The organism is Azospirillum oleiclasticum, from assembly GCF_013423485.1.
Taxonomy (GTDB): Bacteria; Pseudomonadota; Alphaproteobacteria; order Azospirillales; family Azospirillaceae; genus Azospirillum; species Azospirillum oleiclasticum.
This window is the reverse complement of the sequence record NZ_JABFFR010000003.1, coordinates 318,344-334,552: the sequence shown is the minus strand read 5'-3', so window position 1 is coordinate 334,552 and position 16,209 is coordinate 318,344. Positions and strand designations below refer to the sequence as shown.

General features: G+C 70.0%; 14 protein-coding genes. 6 read left to right on the top strand and 8 right to left on the bottom strand.

Annotation, left to right across the window (positions count from 1 at the left end; all coding sequences use genetic code 11):
* The first annotated feature begins 16 nt into the window (after positions 1 to 16).
* The gene (locus tag HL658_RS06610; protein WP_180281120.1) at positions 17 to 880 is read left to right on the top strand and encodes a dienelactone hydrolase family protein; all 864 of its coding nucleotides are present in this window, start codon (positions 17 to 19) and stop codon (positions 878 to 880) included.
* On the opposite strand, the gene HL658_RS06605 is transcribed toward HL658_RS06610, so the two are convergent.
* Both HL658_RS06605 and HL658_RS06600 read right to left on the bottom strand, forming a co-directional pair.
* Entirely contained in the window at positions 858 to 1,751 is an 894-nt protein-coding gene (locus HL658_RS06605; protein ID WP_180281119.1) for an EamA family transporter, read from the bottom strand. The genes HL658_RS06610 and HL658_RS06605 overlap by 23 nt on opposite strands.
* A gap of 56 nt (positions 1,752 to 1,807) precedes the next feature.
* Positions 1,808 to 2,365 carry a hypothetical protein gene (locus HL658_RS06600; RefSeq protein WP_180281118.1) on the bottom strand — a complete coding sequence of 186 codons (558 nt, stop codon included), beginning with the start codon at positions 2,363 to 2,365 and terminating at the stop codon, positions 1,808 to 1,810.
* 211 nt (positions 2,366 to 2,576) lie between these two features.
* Between HL658_RS06600 and dnaE the strand changes: the two genes are divergently transcribed.
* On the top strand, positions 2,577 to 6,056 hold the full coding sequence (dnaE, locus tag HL658_RS06595; RefSeq protein ID WP_180281117.1) for a DNA polymerase III subunit alpha: 3,480 nt from the start codon (positions 2,577 to 2,579) through the stop codon (positions 6,054 to 6,056).
* A gap of 20 nt (positions 6,057 to 6,076) precedes the next feature.
* Here dnaE and HL658_RS06590 read toward each other — a convergent pair whose 3' ends face one another.
* The gene (locus HL658_RS06590; protein ID WP_343055026.1) at positions 6,077 to 6,589 is read right to left on the bottom strand and encodes a response regulator; all 513 of its coding nucleotides are present in this window, start codon (positions 6,587 to 6,589) and stop codon (positions 6,077 to 6,079) included.
* 153 nt (positions 6,590 to 6,742) lie between these two features.
* A complete protein-coding gene (locus HL658_RS06585; RefSeq protein WP_180281116.1) occupies positions 6,743 to 7,450 on the bottom strand; it encodes a hypothetical protein in 708 nt (235 codons plus the stop codon).
* A gap of 217 nt (positions 7,451 to 7,667) precedes the next feature.
* Between HL658_RS06585 and HL658_RS06580 the strand changes: the two genes are divergently transcribed.
* A complete protein-coding gene (locus HL658_RS06580) occupies positions 7,668 to 9,164 on the top strand; it encodes a hypothetical protein (protein WP_180281115.1) in 1,497 nt (498 codons plus the stop codon).
* 54 nt (positions 9,165 to 9,218) lie between these two features.
* On the opposite strand, the gene HL658_RS06575 is transcribed toward HL658_RS06580, so the two are convergent.
* Positions 9,219 to 9,998, bottom strand: a complete 780-nt coding sequence (locus HL658_RS06575) for an alpha/beta fold hydrolase (protein WP_180281114.1) — start codon at positions 9,996 to 9,998, stop codon at positions 9,219 to 9,221.
* A 179-nt stretch (positions 9,999 to 10,177) separates the two neighbouring features.
* Between HL658_RS06575 and murJ the strand changes: the two genes are divergently transcribed.
* Positions 10,178 to 11,773, top strand: coding sequence for a murein biosynthesis integral membrane protein MurJ (gene murJ / locus HL658_RS06570; protein ID WP_180281113.1), 1,596 nt, complete (start codon positions 10,178 to 10,180; stop codon positions 11,771 to 11,773).
* On the opposite strand, the gene HL658_RS06565 is transcribed toward murJ, so the two are convergent.
* From HL658_RS06565 to HL658_RS06555, 3 genes are read right to left on the bottom strand one after another with little or no spacing between them, the layout of a single operon-like run.
* On the bottom strand, positions 11,751 to 12,044 hold the full coding sequence (locus HL658_RS06565) for a chorismate mutase (protein WP_180281112.1): 294 nt from the start codon (positions 12,042 to 12,044) through the stop codon (positions 11,751 to 11,753). The genes murJ and HL658_RS06565 overlap by 23 nt on opposite strands.
* A 41-nt stretch (positions 12,045 to 12,085) precedes the next feature.
* Positions 12,086 to 12,805, bottom strand: coding sequence for a protein tyrosine phosphatase family protein (locus tag HL658_RS06560; protein WP_246337351.1), 720 nt, complete (start codon positions 12,803 to 12,805; stop codon positions 12,086 to 12,088).
* A gap of 53 nt (positions 12,806 to 12,858) precedes the next feature.
* Positions 12,859 to 13,866, bottom strand: coding sequence for a hypothetical protein (locus HL658_RS06555; RefSeq protein ID WP_180281111.1), 1,008 nt, complete (start codon positions 13,864 to 13,866; stop codon positions 12,859 to 12,861).
* A 179-nt stretch (positions 13,867 to 14,045) separates the two neighbouring features.
* On the opposite strand from HL658_RS06555, the gene HL658_RS06550 reads away from it, so the two are divergent.
* On the top strand, positions 14,046 to 14,750 hold the full coding sequence (locus HL658_RS06550; RefSeq protein ID WP_180281110.1) for a type 1 glutamine amidotransferase: 705 nt from the start codon (positions 14,046 to 14,048) through the stop codon (positions 14,748 to 14,750).
* A 174-nt stretch (positions 14,751 to 14,924) separates the two neighbouring features.
* Positions 14,925 to 16,208: a DUF1835 domain-containing protein gene (locus HL658_RS06545; protein ID WP_180281109.1), complete on the top strand. Its 1,284-nt coding sequence runs from the start codon at positions 14,925 to 14,927 to the stop codon at positions 16,206 to 16,208.
* Position 16,209: the final 1 nt, after the last annotated feature.

Here is a 16,209-nt window from a genome sequence, read left to right as displayed (position 1 = left end):
CGGGAAGGACAGGGACATGGACCAGCGGATCATCGACCTCTACGACGAATACACCCACGCCCCGCTGGAACGCCGCGTGTTCCTGGAACGCCTCACGGCCATGCTCGGCGGTGCGGCGCTGGTACCGGCCGTGTTGGGTGCTCTGGAACCGAACCCGGCCGCCGCCGCGGCGGTGGCCGCCGACGACTCGCGGCTCGACGCGCGCTGGGAGGAGTATCAGGGCGGCACCGGTCCGGTGCGGGGCTATCTCGTCCGGCCAAAGCAGAGCGAGGCGGTGCTGCCCGGCGTGATCGTGATCCACGAGAACCGCGGGCTGAACCCGCACATCCAGGACGTCGCCCGGCGGCTGGCATTGGAAGGCTTCGTGGTGCTGGCGCCCGACCTGCTGTCGCCGCTGGGCGGCACGCCGGAGGATGCCGACCGTGCCCGCAGCATGATCGGCCAGCTCGAAAGCAGCAAAGTGGTGCTGGATCTGGTGGGTGCCATGTCCTTCCTGATGGCCCGCGACCGGACCAATGGCAAGGTGGGTGCCGTGGGCTTCTGCTGGGGCGGCGGCATGGTCAACCAGCTCGCCGTGAAGTCGCCCGACCTCGGCGCCGGCGTCGTCTATTACGGCCGCTCGCCGGACCCGGCCATGGCCGGCATCATCAAGGCGCCGCTGCTGCTGCATTACGCCGGGCTCGACCAGGGCATCAACCAGGGCGTTCCAGCCTACGAGGAGGCGCTGAAGACAGCCGGCGTCCGCTACGAGAAGCACATGTACGAGGGCGTGAACCACGCCTTCAACAACGACACCTCGGCCGAGCGCTACAACGAACCGGCGGCGCGGCTGGCCTGGGACCGGACGGTGAAATTCCTCAAGGCGTCGCTCGGCGGGTGAGGAGGCGCGGCGGGCGCAGCACGGTCACCGCCAGCCCCAGCATGATCAGCGCCGCACCCGCCATCTTGGTCGCCGACACCGTCTCCCCCAGCAGCAGCGCCCCCGAGCTCATCCCGAACACCGGCACCAGCAGGGTGAAGGGCGCCACGAGGCTGGCCGGGTGGTGCCGCAGCAGGAAGCCCCAGGCGGCGAAGCCGAACAACGTCGCCAGCACGGCGATGTAGGCGAGACAGCCGAGGCCCAGCCAGGACAGTCCCGCCAGCGCGTCGCCCACCCGCTGCGGCCCCTCCACCGTCAGCGACAGGGCCAGCAGCGGCAGCGGCGGCACGAGGCTGACCCACAGCATCAGCCGCAGCAGGTCCGGTGCCGCCGCCCGCTTCATCATGATGTTGGACACGCCCCACGCCGCGGCGGCGGCGATCACCAGCGCCAGAGCGGCCAGCGAGCCGGTGCCGGCACCGGTCAGGTCGGTCCCGATCACCGCGATCCCGCCGAAGGCCAGCGCCATGCCGGAAAGCTGCCGCGGTCCCGGCCGGTCGCCCATCGCGACAGCGGCGAACAGCACGGTGAAGAAGGCCTGCGCCTGGAGCAGCAGGGACGACAGCCCGGCCGGCATCCCCATGTCCATGCCGACGAAGAGCAGCGAGAATTTCACCACCCCCAGCATCATCCCGATTCCCAGCACATAGCGCCACGCCACCGGTGGCCCGCCCGCGAAACCAAGCACCAGCAGCGGAGTCGCCGCCAGCGCGAAGCGCAGGCAGGAGAACAGGATCGGCGGGAAATCCCGCAGCCCCACCTTGATGACGACGAAGTTGAAGCCCCAGACGGCGGCGACCAGCAGGGCGAGGGCGATGTGACGGATCGGCATGGGCCGACCCTAGAGAGGGCAACCCACCGCGCACAAGCGCGGTTGGCGCATGGCCGTCACGGCAACACGTGCATCCGCCGGCACTCGTCGGTCGCGTTGATGGTCCAGGAGGAGCCGTCGAGATCCACCGACCCGATCAGGCCGAGCCGCTGGGATTCGAAGGTGACGGTGCGGGCGCGGCCGAAATGGTCGAGGATGCCGTCATACTGGATGGTGGGGAAGGTGACCTCCAGCGACCCGTCGGGCAGCGCGCGCGCGTCGAAGGTGCGCCGTTCGCGATCGCGCCCGTCGTCGAAGCGGACGGCCAACCGCTCGCTGGCGCCGGGCGGCGGCGTGGTGGGCAGCCCGGAGAGGCGGAAGGAGGAGTTGGGGTCGCCCGCGATGAAGGTGACGGCGAGCCCCGCGGGCACCGCGCGCTGCCCCACGCAGTGGGCGCGGTTGGACCCGCTGGCCGGAACGATGGTGACCACCCAGCCGCGGCGGTCGCGGAACGGCTTCGGCTCCGCCGCCGGCCGGGCCGCGGTGGCGTCGGGCAGCGGCGGCGGCATCGGCTGGCAGGCGGCCAGCGCGGTCAGCAGCAGCACGGCCCCGGCGGCATGGCGGAGCGGTCGCATGGGCATCTCCCGAACGGTCCCTGTTCCGGCCGGCCCCGTCGCGCTTGTTCCCCTCGCGTCTGGCACCGGCTGCCCCAGCGGGATACCATGAATCGCCGCCGGGGCGAACCATTCGCATAGCCTTGAATCGCGGTGCCGGTTGCGGCATGACGACATCCCCCGCGTCGGCGCCGCCATGCCGGTGCCCACGGAGCGCCCGGAAGGGAACAGCATGCCCAACGCCGATTTCATCCACCTGCGCGTCCATTCCGCCTATTCGCTCTCCGAAGGGGCGATCAAGCTGAAGGAGCTGGTGAAGCTGTGCGTCAAGCAGCGCATGCCGGCGGTGGCTGTGACCGACACCGGCAACCTGTTCGGCGCGCTGGAATTCGCGCTGGCGGCCATGGATGTGGGGGTGCAGCCGGTCATCGGTACGGTGCTGGGCATCACCCGCGTGGTTCCCGCCGACGCCAAGCCCGGCCTGCCCGGCAAGCCGCCGGCACCGGACCAGCTCGTGCTGCTCTGCCAGAACGAGACCGGTTACCGGAACCTGATGGCGCTGGTCTCCAAGGCTTTCCTGGAGTCGGACCCTATGGCCGGCCCGCAGGTGACGATGGACGCGCTGGAGGGCCGCAGCGACGGGCTGATCGCCCTGACCGGCGGCCCCGGCGGTTCCGTCGGTCGGCTGCTGGGCGAGGGGCAGAAGGATCTGGCGGTGGAGACGCTGGGCACGCTGAAGCGCCTGTTCCCCGGTCGTCTGTACGTGGAGTTGCAGCGGCACAGCGGCGCCTTCGCGGCGATCGAGGACGCCATCGAGCCCGCGCTGATCGACCTCGCCTACGCCCACGATCTGCCGCTGGTCGCCACCAACGACTGCTACTTCGCCGACGAGGGCATGTACGCCGCTCACGACGCGCTGCTCTGCATTGCCGAGGGCGCCTATCTCAGCCAGGACGAGCGGCGGCGGCTGACGCCGGACCACCGCTTCAAGTCGGCGGAGGAGATGCGGCTGCTGTTCGCCGACCTGCCGGAGGCGGTGGACAACACCGTCGTCATCGCCCGGCGCTGCTCCTTCCTGCTCAAGCCCATCAAGCCGATCCTGCCCGCCTTCCCGACCGAGGCCGGCCGCAGCGAGGCCGAGGAGCTGCGCGCCCAGGCGCGGGACGGGCTGGCCTACCGGCTGGAGAAGAGCGTCTTCACCCCGGCCATGACCGATGCCGAGAAGGACGAGGCGCGCAAGACCTACGGCGAGCGGCTGGAGTTCGAGCTGGACGTCATCGAGCGGATGAAGTTCCCCGGCTACTTCCTGATCGTGTCGGACTTCATCAAGTGGGCCAAGCAGCAGGGCATTCCGGTGGGGCCGGGGCGCGGCTCGGGTGCCGGCTCCGTGGTGGCGTGGTCGCTGCTGATCACCGACCTGGACCCGCTGCGCTTCGGTCTGCTGTTCGAGCGCTTCCTGAACCCCGAGCGTGTGTCGATGCCCGACTTCGACATCGATTTCTGCCAGGACCGCCGCGAAGAGGTGATCCGCTACGTCCAGGACAAGTACGGCTACGACCGCGTCGCCCAGATCATCACCTTCGGAAAGCTCCAGGCGCGCGCGGTGCTGCGCGACGTCGGCCGCGTGCTGCAGATGCCCTACGGGCAGGTCGACAAGATCTGCAAGATGGTGCCGAACAACCCGGCCAACCCCGTCACGCTCCAGCAGGCCATCGACAGCGAGCCGATGCTCCAGGCCGCGCGGGACGGCGACGAGACGGTCAAGCGGCTGATCGACGTCGCGTTGAAGCTGGAGGGCCTGTACCGCCACGCCTCGACCCACGCGGCGGGCGTGGTGATCGGCGACCGGCCGTTGGACCAACTCGTGCCGCTCTACCGCGATCCGCGCTCGGACATGCCGGTCACGCAGTTCAACATGAAGTATGTGGAGCAGGCCGGGCTGGTGAAGTTCGACTTTCTCGGTCTGAAGACCCTGACCGTGCTGCAGACCGCGGTCAACCTGATCCCGGACCCTCCGGACTTGACCAACCTGCCGCTGGAGGACGAACGCAGCTACGCGATCCTGGGACGGGCCGAGTCGACCGGGGTGTTCCAGCTCGAAAGTTCGGGCATGCGCGACGTGCTGAAGCGCCTGAAGCCCAACCGGCTGGAGGACATCATCGCGCTGGTCTCGCTCTACCGACCCGGCCCGATGGACAACATCCCCAAATACATCAAGGTCAAGAACGGCGAGGAAAAGCCGGACTACATGCACGACAGCCTGGAGCCGATCCTGAAGGAGACCTTCGGGATCATGATCTACCAGGAGCAGGTGATGCAGATCGCGCAGGTGCTGTCCGGCTATTCGTTGGGCGGCGCGGACCTGCTGCGTCGCGCGATGGGCAAGAAGATCAAGGAGGAGATGGACGCCCAGCGGAAGATCTTCGTGGACGGGGCCACCGGCCGCGGGGTCGATGGTGACCAGGCCAGCCTGATTTTCGATCAGGTGATGAAGTTCGCCGGCTACGGCTTCAACAAGAGCCACGCCGCCGCCTACGCGCTGGTCGCCTTCCAGACCGCCTATCTGAAGGCCAACCATCCCGTGGAGTTCATGGCGGCGTCGATGACGCTCGACCTCGGCAACACGGACAAGCTGAACGTCTTCCGGCAGGAGCTGACCCGCCTGAAAATCCGGCTGCTGACGCCGGACATCAACCGCTCCGAGTCCATCTTCGCGGTCGAGGCCGTCGGCGACGGGGAGAAGGCGATCCGCTACGCGCTGGCCGCAGTCAAGGGCGTGGGCCTTGCCGCGATGAAGACGCTGGTCGAGGAGCGGCGGAAGAACGGCCCCTTCCGCAGTCTGTTCGACTTCGCCCGCCGCATGGACCTGAAGACCATCAACAAGCGGCAGTTGGAGAATCTGGCCTGCGCCGGTGCCTTCGACGGCATCAACCCCAACCGGGCGCAGGTGCACGCGGCGCTGGAGACGCTGATCCGCTACGCCCAGGCGGCGGCGGCCGAGCGCGACAGCGGCATGGGCAACCTGTTCGGCGGATCGGGCGAAGGGCTGAAGGAGCCCAAGCTGCCGCAGATCGCCGACTGGGAGCCGCTGGTCAAGCTGAAGCACGAGTTCGGGGCCATCGGCTTCTACCTGTCCGCCCACCCGCTGGACGCCTTCTCCGGCCCGCTGTCGCGCATGAAGGTGCTGCGCTCGGCCGAGCTTCAGACGGCCATGGCGCGCGGCGGCTCCACCCGCTACCGCATGGCCGGCATCGTCATCAACCGGCAGGAGCGCACGGCCAAGTCCGGGAACCGCTTCGCTTTCGTGGCGCTGTCCGACGCGTCCGGCGTCTATGAGGTGACCTGCTTCGCGGAGACGCTGGCCTCCTCCCGCGAGCTGCTGGAGGCGGGGCGGGCGGTGCTGCTGAGCGTCGACGCCCAGTTGAACGGCGAGGAGGTGCGGCTGACCTGCAACGAGGTGAAGCCGCTGGACGAGGCCGTCGCCTCGGTGTCGGAGGGGCTGCGGGTGGTGGTGCGCGACGCCGCGCCGCTGCCACACCTGAAGGCCATGCTCGACCGCTTCGGCCGCGGCAAGGGACGCATCCATCTTCTGGTGGAGATGGACGCGCTGCGGGAGGCTGAAATCCAGCTTCCCGGCGGCTACAGCTTCACGGCCCAGAGCCGCGCCGCGTTGAAAAGCGTGTCGGGGGTGATCGAGGTGGCGGAGCTGTAAAGCGGACGCGGCGCCGCGGTTCAGGCGCCCGCCGGAACCGCGGCGGGCAGCCGCAGGCGGCGGGACGCGAGGTCCAAGGCAACCTTGAGCTGCGCGCTCGAAAAAGGCTTGTGGACGACACCCAGCGGGTAGCTGGCGGTCAGACGGGCGAGCGTGGCGTGGTCGGCGCAGCCGGACAGGAACAGCGAGCGGATGCCGAGGTCGGCCCTCAAGCGCCGCGCGGCCTCCACCCCGTCCACCGGGCCGGCGAGCTGCACGTCCATCAGCGCGATGTCGGGCCTGTGCGCATCGGCGATGCGCAGCGCCTCGGCCTCGCTGCGCGCCACGCCGCAAACCTCGTGCCCCAGATCCTCCACCGTCTCCTTGATGGCAAGGGCGACGATCACCTCATCCTCGACCACAAGGAGACGCAGGCGCCGCGGCGTGCGCGGCTGCATCGCCGCACCGCAGCGTGGTGGTACCGGGTCGATCGTGAAGACACGTCGCGCCGCCGACCGGCCGATCGTATGGGTAGGCTCTCCTTCCTGGGACACGACCACCTCCTCGCCGCCGCTCATTCGGTGACCCGACATTTACTATTGGGTAACTAATACCCCCAACGATCGGAGACAAGGTGGATTTGACCGGAATTTGTTCGATTCCCCCTCAGCGGTACCGAGTCGACACAGGTGGCCCCCCCAAAGGGGTCAGCGCCGCGCCGGGCGGAGCCAGTCGACGAAACCCGGCGGCGCCTCGCGCCGCGGTTCGGCCGGGCGGCGCGGTGCTGTTCCCGATGGCAACATCCAGCCTCCGGCGGGCGGCTGCGGTGCCGGATCCGGGGCTGGCGGCGTCGGCGGTGACGGTGCCTCGGCCCGCAACGGCAGCGGCACCGGTCCTGGCGCGACAGGCTCCGTCCGGAGAGGGAGCGGCATCGGCCTTGGTGCCGGTTCCGGCCGCAGCGTCAGCGGCGGCGGTGCGGCCGGTCGGGGCGGCGGGTTCGGCGGCGTGGGACTTGGCTCCGGCTCCGGCTCCGGAGCGGCCGCGCGGGGGGAGGTGACCAGGGAAGGCCGCAGCGGCGCGTAGGCCGCCGCCCAGGACGGGCGTGCCTCGTCCGGCCGCGGGCCGCTCTCCAGCCGCAGGGCTCGGGCCTGGTCGCGGATGGTGATGAGCTGGGCGACCGCGAATTGCAGCAGCGGGGCCATGGCGGCGGAATCCGCCAGCTCCTCCGGAGTGAGTGCTGCGAAGCGCGAGCGGACCTGCTCCACCGAATCCTCGATGCGACCGCGCAGGTCGCCGGTTTCGGCCAGCACCCGCTCCAAATCCTCGCGCAGTGCCGAAATCTCGCAGGCCTGCCGCAGCTCGTGAAATCCGATGCCTTCCGCCGGAGGGCGCTGCGGCCGGAAATCCTGGGGCATCTTCGGCAACCTCGGTCCTTCAATCCCTAAGACGCGGCGGGTTCGTTGTCGATCACAGCTTTGTTGTCGATCACAGGTTTAACGGTGTTTAGCGGGGGTGGAATCCGTTTGCACCCCGCTGTCGCTTGTACTATTTTTCGCGGGCCGGGGGAATCGAATCCTTCGGTGGTGCGGGGCGCCTCATCATCTTTCACCATCAATTCTCCGAGTTATCACGGTGTCGATTGATCGCACGGAACTCGAGCGGCTCCTGGCCGATCGCCCCGCGGGCAATCGCAGCGCGATGCAGGCGGTGCGCGACAGCTACGCCGACATTGGCCTGATGCGGGAGCGGGGGCTGTCCTGGGCCGACATTTCGGACGTGCTCGCACGACTCGGGGTGACCACGCGCGACAGCCAGCCGATCGCCGCGGTCACCCTGCGCTCCGCCTTCTTCCTCGTCGGGAACGAGATGCGGGGCGGGGCCGAACCGCCGCCCGGCACGGCCGAGGCGTCCCCGGAGATCGTCGAGGCGGTGCGCCGCGCGGCTCTGGAAGCCGTGGCGGGCCGCAAGGCGGGAGACACGGGCGCACCGGTGGCGGCACCGGGGGCACCGGGACCCGAGACTGTGGTCGAAGCGCCGGAACCGGAACTGCTGCCGGAAGCATCGGAACCCGACGTGGCACCGGCGGACCCGGCACCGGTGGACCCGGATCCGGTCGAAACGCCGGAACCGGCCCTTGGTCGGTCGGCTGTGACGGTCGAGGAACCACCGCCGCAACCGGCACCCCCCCACGCCGCTGTCCCGCCCGCGGCCGTCCAGCCGGCCCCCGCGGCACCGGCGATGACCGCCCAGCGCCCCGCTCCGTCACCATCGCCCTCAAGCCCTGAAGCAACGAACCGACCTTGGAAAGGCGATCGCATGTTGGGAACCATCTTCGTCCTCAATGACCGCGGCGGTGTCGGCAAGACTCTGCTGTCCCACCACCTGATCGCCACCGCCATGCTGGAAGGGCTGCCCCTGCGGGTGGTCGAATACGAAGTCAACGAGCGCCTTGCCCGCCTGTTCGGCCCGGAGATGGTCGAGCACCGCAAGATCTCGCAGGACTTCATGAACCTGATGGGTTCCGGCGACGGCTTCTATGAATTCTGGGATACCATCGGCCCGGAGCTTCAGCGTGGCGGCCGGCTGTTCGATTTCGGCGGCAACATCAGCCAGTGGTTCTTCAACTGGGCCGAGGTGTCGGGCTTCGACTATTATGTGGGTGCCGGCGAGCGGCTGACCTTCATGGTGCCGATCACCGTCGATCTCGCCTCGCTGCAGACCGGCATGGCGACGCTGGAGCGCATCGCCACCATCGCGCCGAAGGCCAAGCGGGTGCTGGTGGAGAACGGCGTGTCCGGCCCCTTCAGCCAGCTCGACGACAGCGAGTACGGCCGCCGCAAGGCCGAGATGCAGGAGCGCGAGGGGCTGCACGTCATCTCCATGCCGCCCTGCACGGCGCCGGCCTGGGCCCGCCTGACCGGCCACCGCATCGATCAGGTCGCGGCGATGACCCGCGAGGATCTGGTGAAGCTGGGCATGACCCCGCCGGTGGCGTCGCGCTCGCTGATCGTCATCCACGAGTGGCTGCGCACCATGCGCCAGACGCTTGCCCCGTACCTGACCGACGCCTTCCGTCAGACGCCGGGGACGGTCGGCGGCAAGCCCGGGGCCAAGCTGGGCGCGGATTGACGCAAGCGTGACGTTGGGTCCCGGTTGCGCCGAGGACCCAACATCACCCGCGTCTCACACGAAGGCTTCCACCAGTTCCGCGAAGCGGTCGGGTTTTTCCGCGTGCACCCAATGGCCGGCGCCGGGGATGCGCTCGACGCGGGCGGTGGGGAAGTGGCGGTCGATGCTGCCCATATGTTCCGGCGCGGTGTAGTTCGACTCCGCCCCGCCGATGAACAGGGCCGGCCCCTCGTAGCGGCGGTCGCCGAGGTCGGGGAAGCCGATCAGGTCCGGCATGTTGGCCTCAATGGCGTCGAGGTTGATGCGCCAGCGGAAGGCACCGTTCTCCAGCACCAGATTCTGCAGCAGGAAGGAGCGCAGCGGCGCCTCCGGCACCGCGTCGGCGAGCTGCGCCTCGATGTCGGAGCGGCGGTTGCTGACGGTCAGGTCGGCGCGCTTCATCGCCTGCACGAAGGGCTGGAAGGTGTGGGTGTAGGCGACGGGGGCGATGTCCACCACCACCAGCCGCTCCACCCGCTCGGGGTGGTTGAGGGCCAGGGTCATGGCGGCCTTGCCACCCATGCTGTGCCCGACCACCACGGCGCGGCGGAAGCCGCGGTCGTCGAGGAAGCGCAGCACGTCGTCGGCCATCTCCGGGTAGCTCATGGTCGGCGCCCAGGGGGAGGAGCCGTGGTTGCGCAGGTCCAGCGCGTAGACCCTTTGCCGCTCGCCGAACCGGCGGGCGAGGGTGGCCCAGTTGCGGGCCGAACCGAACAGGCCGTGGATCACCAGCAGCGGCGTCCCGCCGAGCGCCTCGCCGGCTTCGAGGTAGGTGAGGGGAAGGGGCTGTGCCATGTCCGGGGGCTCCCGCTTGCGTTGGGCGGCGATGCTAGCAGAGGCGGCGGGATGCCGCGCCCGCGAAATCACACGGCCTGGATCGTGGCGGCGGCGGGGCCGCTCGCTGTAGGATGCCGGCCGCCCGACCCTTGAGCCCCGACCCTAGAGCCCCGACCCTTGAGCCGAGACCGCCACCGTTGATCCGCAACATCCTGTCCGTCGGCGGGCTGACGCTCGTCAGCCGCGCGCTGGGCTTCCTGCGCGACATCCTGACCGCGGCGCTGCTGGGGGCGGGGCCGGTGGCCGACGCCTTCTTCGTCGCCTTCCGCCTGCCCAACCATTTCCGCGCCCTGTTCGCGGAGGGGGCCTTCAACGCCGCCTTCGTGCCGCTCTTCTCCGGCACGCTGGTGCAGGAGGGGCACGCGGCGGCCAAGCGATTCGCCGAGGATGTGATGGCGCTGCTGGTGGTGGCGCAGGGGGTGCTGCTGGTGGCGGTCATGGCGGCGATGCCGGGTTTCATCACCGTCTTCGCCCCCGGCTTCTCCGACGAGCCGGAGAAGTTCGAGCTGGCGGTGCTGTTCACCCGGATCACCTTCCCCTACCTGCTCCTCATCTCGCTGGTGTCGCTGTATGGCGGGGTGCTGAACAGCCTGGGGCGGTTCGGGGCGGCGGCGGCGGCCCCGGTGCTGCTGAACCTCTGCCTGATCGCGTCGCTGCTCGCCGCGGCACCGTTGGCCCCGACGGTGGGGCACGCGCTGAGCTGGGGCGTGTTCGCGGCCGGTGTGGCGCAGTTCCTGTTTCTGGCCGGGGCGGTGCGGCGCGCCGGCATGGGGCTGCGGCTGCGGCTGCCGCGGATGACGGCGGGGGTGCGGCGCTTCCTGACCGTGCTCGGGCCGGCGGCGCTGGGGGCGGGGCTCACCCAGATCAATCTGTTCGCCGACACCATCATCGCCTCGATGCTGCCAACGGGTGCGGTGTCCTACCTCTACTACGCCGACCGTCTCAACCAGTTGCCGCTGGGCGTGATCGGCATCGCCATCGGCACCGTGCTGCTGCCGGAGATGGCCCGGCGCATCAAGAGCGGCGACGAGCGCGGCGCGGTGGAGAGCCAGAACCGCGCGGTGGAACTGTCGCTGACCCTGACCCTGCCGGCGGCGGCGGCCTTCCTGGTTGCCGGGCTGCCCATCCTGTCGGTTCTGTTCCAGCATGGGCGATTCGGTGCGGAGGATGCGGCGGCGGCGGCGGCGACCTTGCAGGCCTACGCGCTCGGCCTGCCGGCCTTCGTGGTGATCCGCAGCCTGGTGACCGGTTTCCACGCGCGCCACGACACCGCCACCCCGGTGCGGGTGGCATTGGCGGCCACGGTGGTCAATGTGGCTGTCAAGCTGGCCTTGATGGGGCCGCTGGCGCAGGTGGGGCTTGCCGTCGGCACCTCGCTGTCGGCCTGGGTCAACGCCGGACTGCTGGCGTGGCTGCTGCACCGGCGCGGGCTGTTCACCGCCGACGCGCGGCTGCGGCGCAACCTGCCGCGCATGGCGCTGGCGGCGGCCGGCATGGCGGCGGCGCTGTGGGCGCTGCGGTCGCCGCTGTCGCCGTGGCTGCACGGTGGGGCGCTGTGGGAACGGGTCGGCGCGCTGGCGCTGCTGTGCGTGGCGGGTCTGGTGGTCTATGGCGCGCTGGCCTTTGGGCTTGGGCTGGTGCGGCGCAGTGACCTGGGCCGGCTGCTGCGCCGTGACCGGGGGACGAAGCCGCCGGTCAGCCCGCCTCCGGTCAGCCCGCCGCCTTCGCCATGAAGACCTTGTGCTCCATCGCGATGAAGGCGTCGATCATGGCGCGGTAGGTCGCCTCCGCCACCGCGGGGTCGAGTCCGTGCTGCTCGGCCAGCGCGCGGGCGTTCGCAACGACCTGTTCGATGCGCGGCTGGTCCACCACGTCCGTCACCTTGGGCTTCAGCCGTCCGGCTTCCGCCACATAGGTGCCGCGCTCGGCCATCAGGCGGAGGATCTCGCGGTCGAGCCGGTCGATGTTGGCGCGGACCTCGTCCATGGACTGGCAGAGCGGCATGGGGCGTCTCCTCGGATGGCCGTCTCGGTTGCCCCGCAGCCCTACTCGCGCTCCAGCACCCGGTCAACCACCGCGTTCGCCCATTCCCGCGAGCGGAAGCTGCTGGCGGTTTCCTCGGGATCGTAGACCTGATCGACCCAGTCGTAGAAGGCGATGGGACGCCGTTCGCTGTAGCGGCCGTACAGCTCGAAAAAATGATCGAGGATGCCGGTCTTCGCCTGCTTGAAATGGCCGTAGCGCCAGTGGAGCTGGCGCATCGCCTCGTCCAGCGGCTTCTTCTCGTGCACCAGCAGATAGAGGGCGGCCATGAAGCCGGCGCGGTCGGCGCCCGATTTGCAGTGCATCAGCGCCGGATACTCGATGCTCTCGAACATCGCGCGCGCCCGGTGCAGTGTCTCCTTCTTGGGAGCCGCGCGGGAGTTGACCGGGAAGTCCACCAACGTCAGGCCGTAGGCCCGGCAGGCCTCCGCCTCCAGCGTGTAGGAAGCGCAATCGCGCGAGCCGCGCAGGTTGATGATGGTCTTCACCCCGGCCGCCGCCGCCCGCCTTATGTGCGAGGGGGAGGGCTGGCTGGAGCGGAACATGCCCGGCCCGACCTGATAATGGTTGGCGTACATCAGCCGGAACACGGCGTGGTCGATGAACACGCTCTCGAAATGGCCGAGCGTGCGTTGCCATGGGGTCGCCATGGCCCCGCGGCTCCGCTTGATGCGGTCGGACAGCTCGGCGGCGTAGCGCCGCAACAGCCATTTCTTGGCCAAGGATCACCTCGATTGCGCGGGAGACCGCGAACATAGGCAGCCGCGCCGCCGCGTCAAGCCGGCCTGCGCTCCTGCAACCGGTCGAACACGCCGTAATCGACGGCGATCATCAGCGCGATCTCCATGTACATCTTGATCATGTTGGTTGCGTAGAAGCCGGGGCAGCCGGTGTAGTAATGCTCCCCCTCCTTGGCCGTCGGCTTGATGAAGTCGGGGTTGAGGCGGATCACACCGCCGTCCTCGGTGTCGTCGTAGAGGAAGGCGGTCTGGGTGAAGGGCAGGACGTGGATGGCCTGATGGTCCTCCGCCTCGATTCCCGTCGCTTCCATGTACTGCACCAGCATGCCGAGGCTGCCCATGGACAGCGGCACCACATGCTTGAGGCTGCGGCGGATCAGCTCGGTGTACTCGGCCGCCGTTTTGCCGGGGGCCAGCATCACCGACGCCTCCAGCAAGTTCCAGCAGACGTGGAGTGCGGTGTGGCTGCCGGTCTTCGTGATCGACAGCAGATTGTAGCCGCTTGGGACGTAGAGATCGGAGGTGGACAGGCGCTGGTCCAGCGCGAAGCTGGCGGCGGCCATCGGGGTGATCTCCCCCTCCGCCCGGCAGCGCTCCTCCTCCGCCATCACCTTCACCGCCCAGGCGCGGATGAGCGCGTCGAGCAGCGTGCAGGAGCAGTCGCGCAGGAAGGAGCACAGCGTCTCCGGCGCCACCGCGGCCAGCGCCTCGCGGTCGTTGGGGTCGAGCCCGTGCGGCGATTCGGGCGGGGTCAGCATCGCAAGCCCGCCGTCCGGCGTCAGCGGCAGGCCGTTCAGGACGTGGGTCCGAAGATCCTCGTACAGCACCGTCAGGGTGGTGTTGACCACCACCTTGTCGTAATCCTCCGGTCGGGTTCCGTGGTGGACCGGGCATTGGCCGGCGAGCTGCCCGAACTCCTCCCCAAGCAGATAGCCGGGGTCGGCCGCGATGCGGTGCATGACCTGGGTGACGTTGACTCGCGTCAGCCCGGCCTCCTCGTGCGCGGCGTTGTAGGCAAGGGCGAAATCGTTGGATCGGGTCATCGGCCGGCTGTCCGCAAGGGTTACCGCGGAAACATTACGAGCCTTCGCACCCGCGGGGCAATCGCCCATCATGTGACAAGGCGCGCCAAGTGATGAGCGTCCATGCGCCGGGCGGGGGTTGCCGCGCGCGGCCGGGCGGGCTTAGCTGGCGCTTTCCGCACCGCGAACGGTGTTCCGCCATGCGCATTCTGGTCATCGAAAGCAGCCACACCGCCCCTGTCGGCATGATCGGCACGGCGCTGGAGGCGCTGGGCGCCACCCTCGTCACCGTCCGCACCGAGCGCGGCGAAGCCTTGCCGGAGGGTCCCGCCGGCTACGACGGGCTGGTGGTGCTGGGCGGGCCGCAGGACGCCTGGGACGACGCGCAGGGGCCTCATTTTCCGCAGTCCATGCGGCTGATCCGGTCCTTCGCGGAGGATCGGCCGGTGATGGGGCTCTGCCTGGGCGGGCAGCTTGCGGCGCGCGCCTTCGGGGCGGATGTGCGGCGCAACCTGGCGGGGCCGGAGCTGGGATTCCACCCGCTGCGGCTCGAGCCTGGCGCCGCCGACGACCCGCTGCTGCACGACTCCGGCCCGGTGCGCCACGTCGCGCAGTGGCATTTCGACCATTTCGATCTGCCGGCCGGTGGCGTGCGCCTCGCCAGCAACGACCACACGCCGGTCCAGGCCTTCCGCATGGGGCGGTTCCTCTATGGTTTCCAGTTCCACCCGGAGGCGGACGCCGCGATCCTGCGCGACTGGCAGGCGGAGATGGCCGCCGGCCGGCGGGCAGCGGCGGCGCCATCCGCCGCGGCGATCGAAGCGCAGATCGCCGCCCACATGCCGACGGCGGAAACCTTTGCGGCCACGCTGGCGCGGCGCTGGCTGGATCTCGCCGCGGGTTGACGACGGCCTGTTGACGGCGGGTGCCGGGCGGGTCAGACTTCGCGGCGTCGGGTCTGGTCGGACCCGCCCGTCCGCGGAAAGGGCTGCGCCCGCGACCGGCAAGCCAGGGCATCACCCGTCTGCTTCCCTTTTCAGTCTGTCGGCGGACACGGACCTGTATGGAAAGGGAATCCGATGACCGACCCGACCGCGGGGCGCCCGCGCGTCCCGTTCCGCCTTGACCTCGACCAGCAGAAGACCCGCGCCAAGGAGCTGCTGAAGGCCCTGCGTGCCGGCGATCCTGCCGCAGCGGCGCGCCTGGGCGACCACCACCCGAAGAGACCGGCTCCAGCGGCGGCCGTGCTGGCCGACGCGCAACTGGTGATCGCCCGCGAGCTGGGCGTGCCGAGCTGGCCCCGCCTGCGCGCCCATGTCGATGCCATGCGGGCGGCGCGCGCGGCGATCGGCGGCCCCGCCCCGGACGCGGAGACACCGACCCTGCACATCCGCTGCGGCAGCGACATCCACGACGAGCTGCGGGACGGCGGCTTCACCGGCGACTTCCTGGAGGTGTCGGACCCCATCTGCATGGGGCCGGTGCCGGAGCAGGGCGACCTGATCGCCACCCGCGCCCGCTTCCTGGCCGACTCGTTCGGCGCCACCGCGGGTCAGGACATGGCGGCGATGACGGCCCGGCTGACCGGCGAACGGGACGGGCTTGCCAATGCGGCGGGGCGCTACCGTCGCGTCGTGCTGTGGATGGAGCACGACAGCTACGACCAATTGATTCTCGCCCGCTGTCTGGCGGCCTTCGCAGAAGGGCGTGTTCCGGCGGTTTTGGAGCTGGTGTCGGCCGACCATTTCCCCGGATCGGAGCGCTTCATCGGGCTGGGCCAGCTCCCGCCCGAGGCGCTGCGCCTTCTGTGGGGCCGGCGGCGCCGGCTGGGTGCCGGGGAGCTGGCCGGCGGGCGGGCGGTATGGGCGGCGCTGCGCCGTGACGACCCGCGCGGGCTGGCGGACCTCGCGGCCACCGGCGTTCCCGGCCTACCGCACATGGCGGGGGCGCTGGGGCGCCATCTGGCCGAGCTGCCGGGTGTCGCCGATGGCCTGTCGCTGACCGAGCGGCTGACCCTCGCCCTCCTGATGGACGGGGAGGAGCGGGCCGGGCGTCTGTACGCCAGGCTGATGCGCGAACGCGAGCCGCTGCCCTGGCTTGGCGACCTGATGTATTGGACCATCCTCGAAGCGCTCGGCGGTGGGCGGGAGCCGCTGTACCGCATCGCCGAGCAAGCGCCGGAGAGTGAGCCGTCGTGGCGACACCGACTCGCCATCACCGACGCCGGCCGGGCCGTGCTGGCCGGTCGTCTGGACCGCATGGCGCTCGATCCGCCGGAACGCTGGGTCGGTGGCGTGCGCATCGCACCCGGCGGGCCGGTGTGGCGCTGGGACGGGGAGGCGGGGCGGCCGGTGCTGCGCTGAT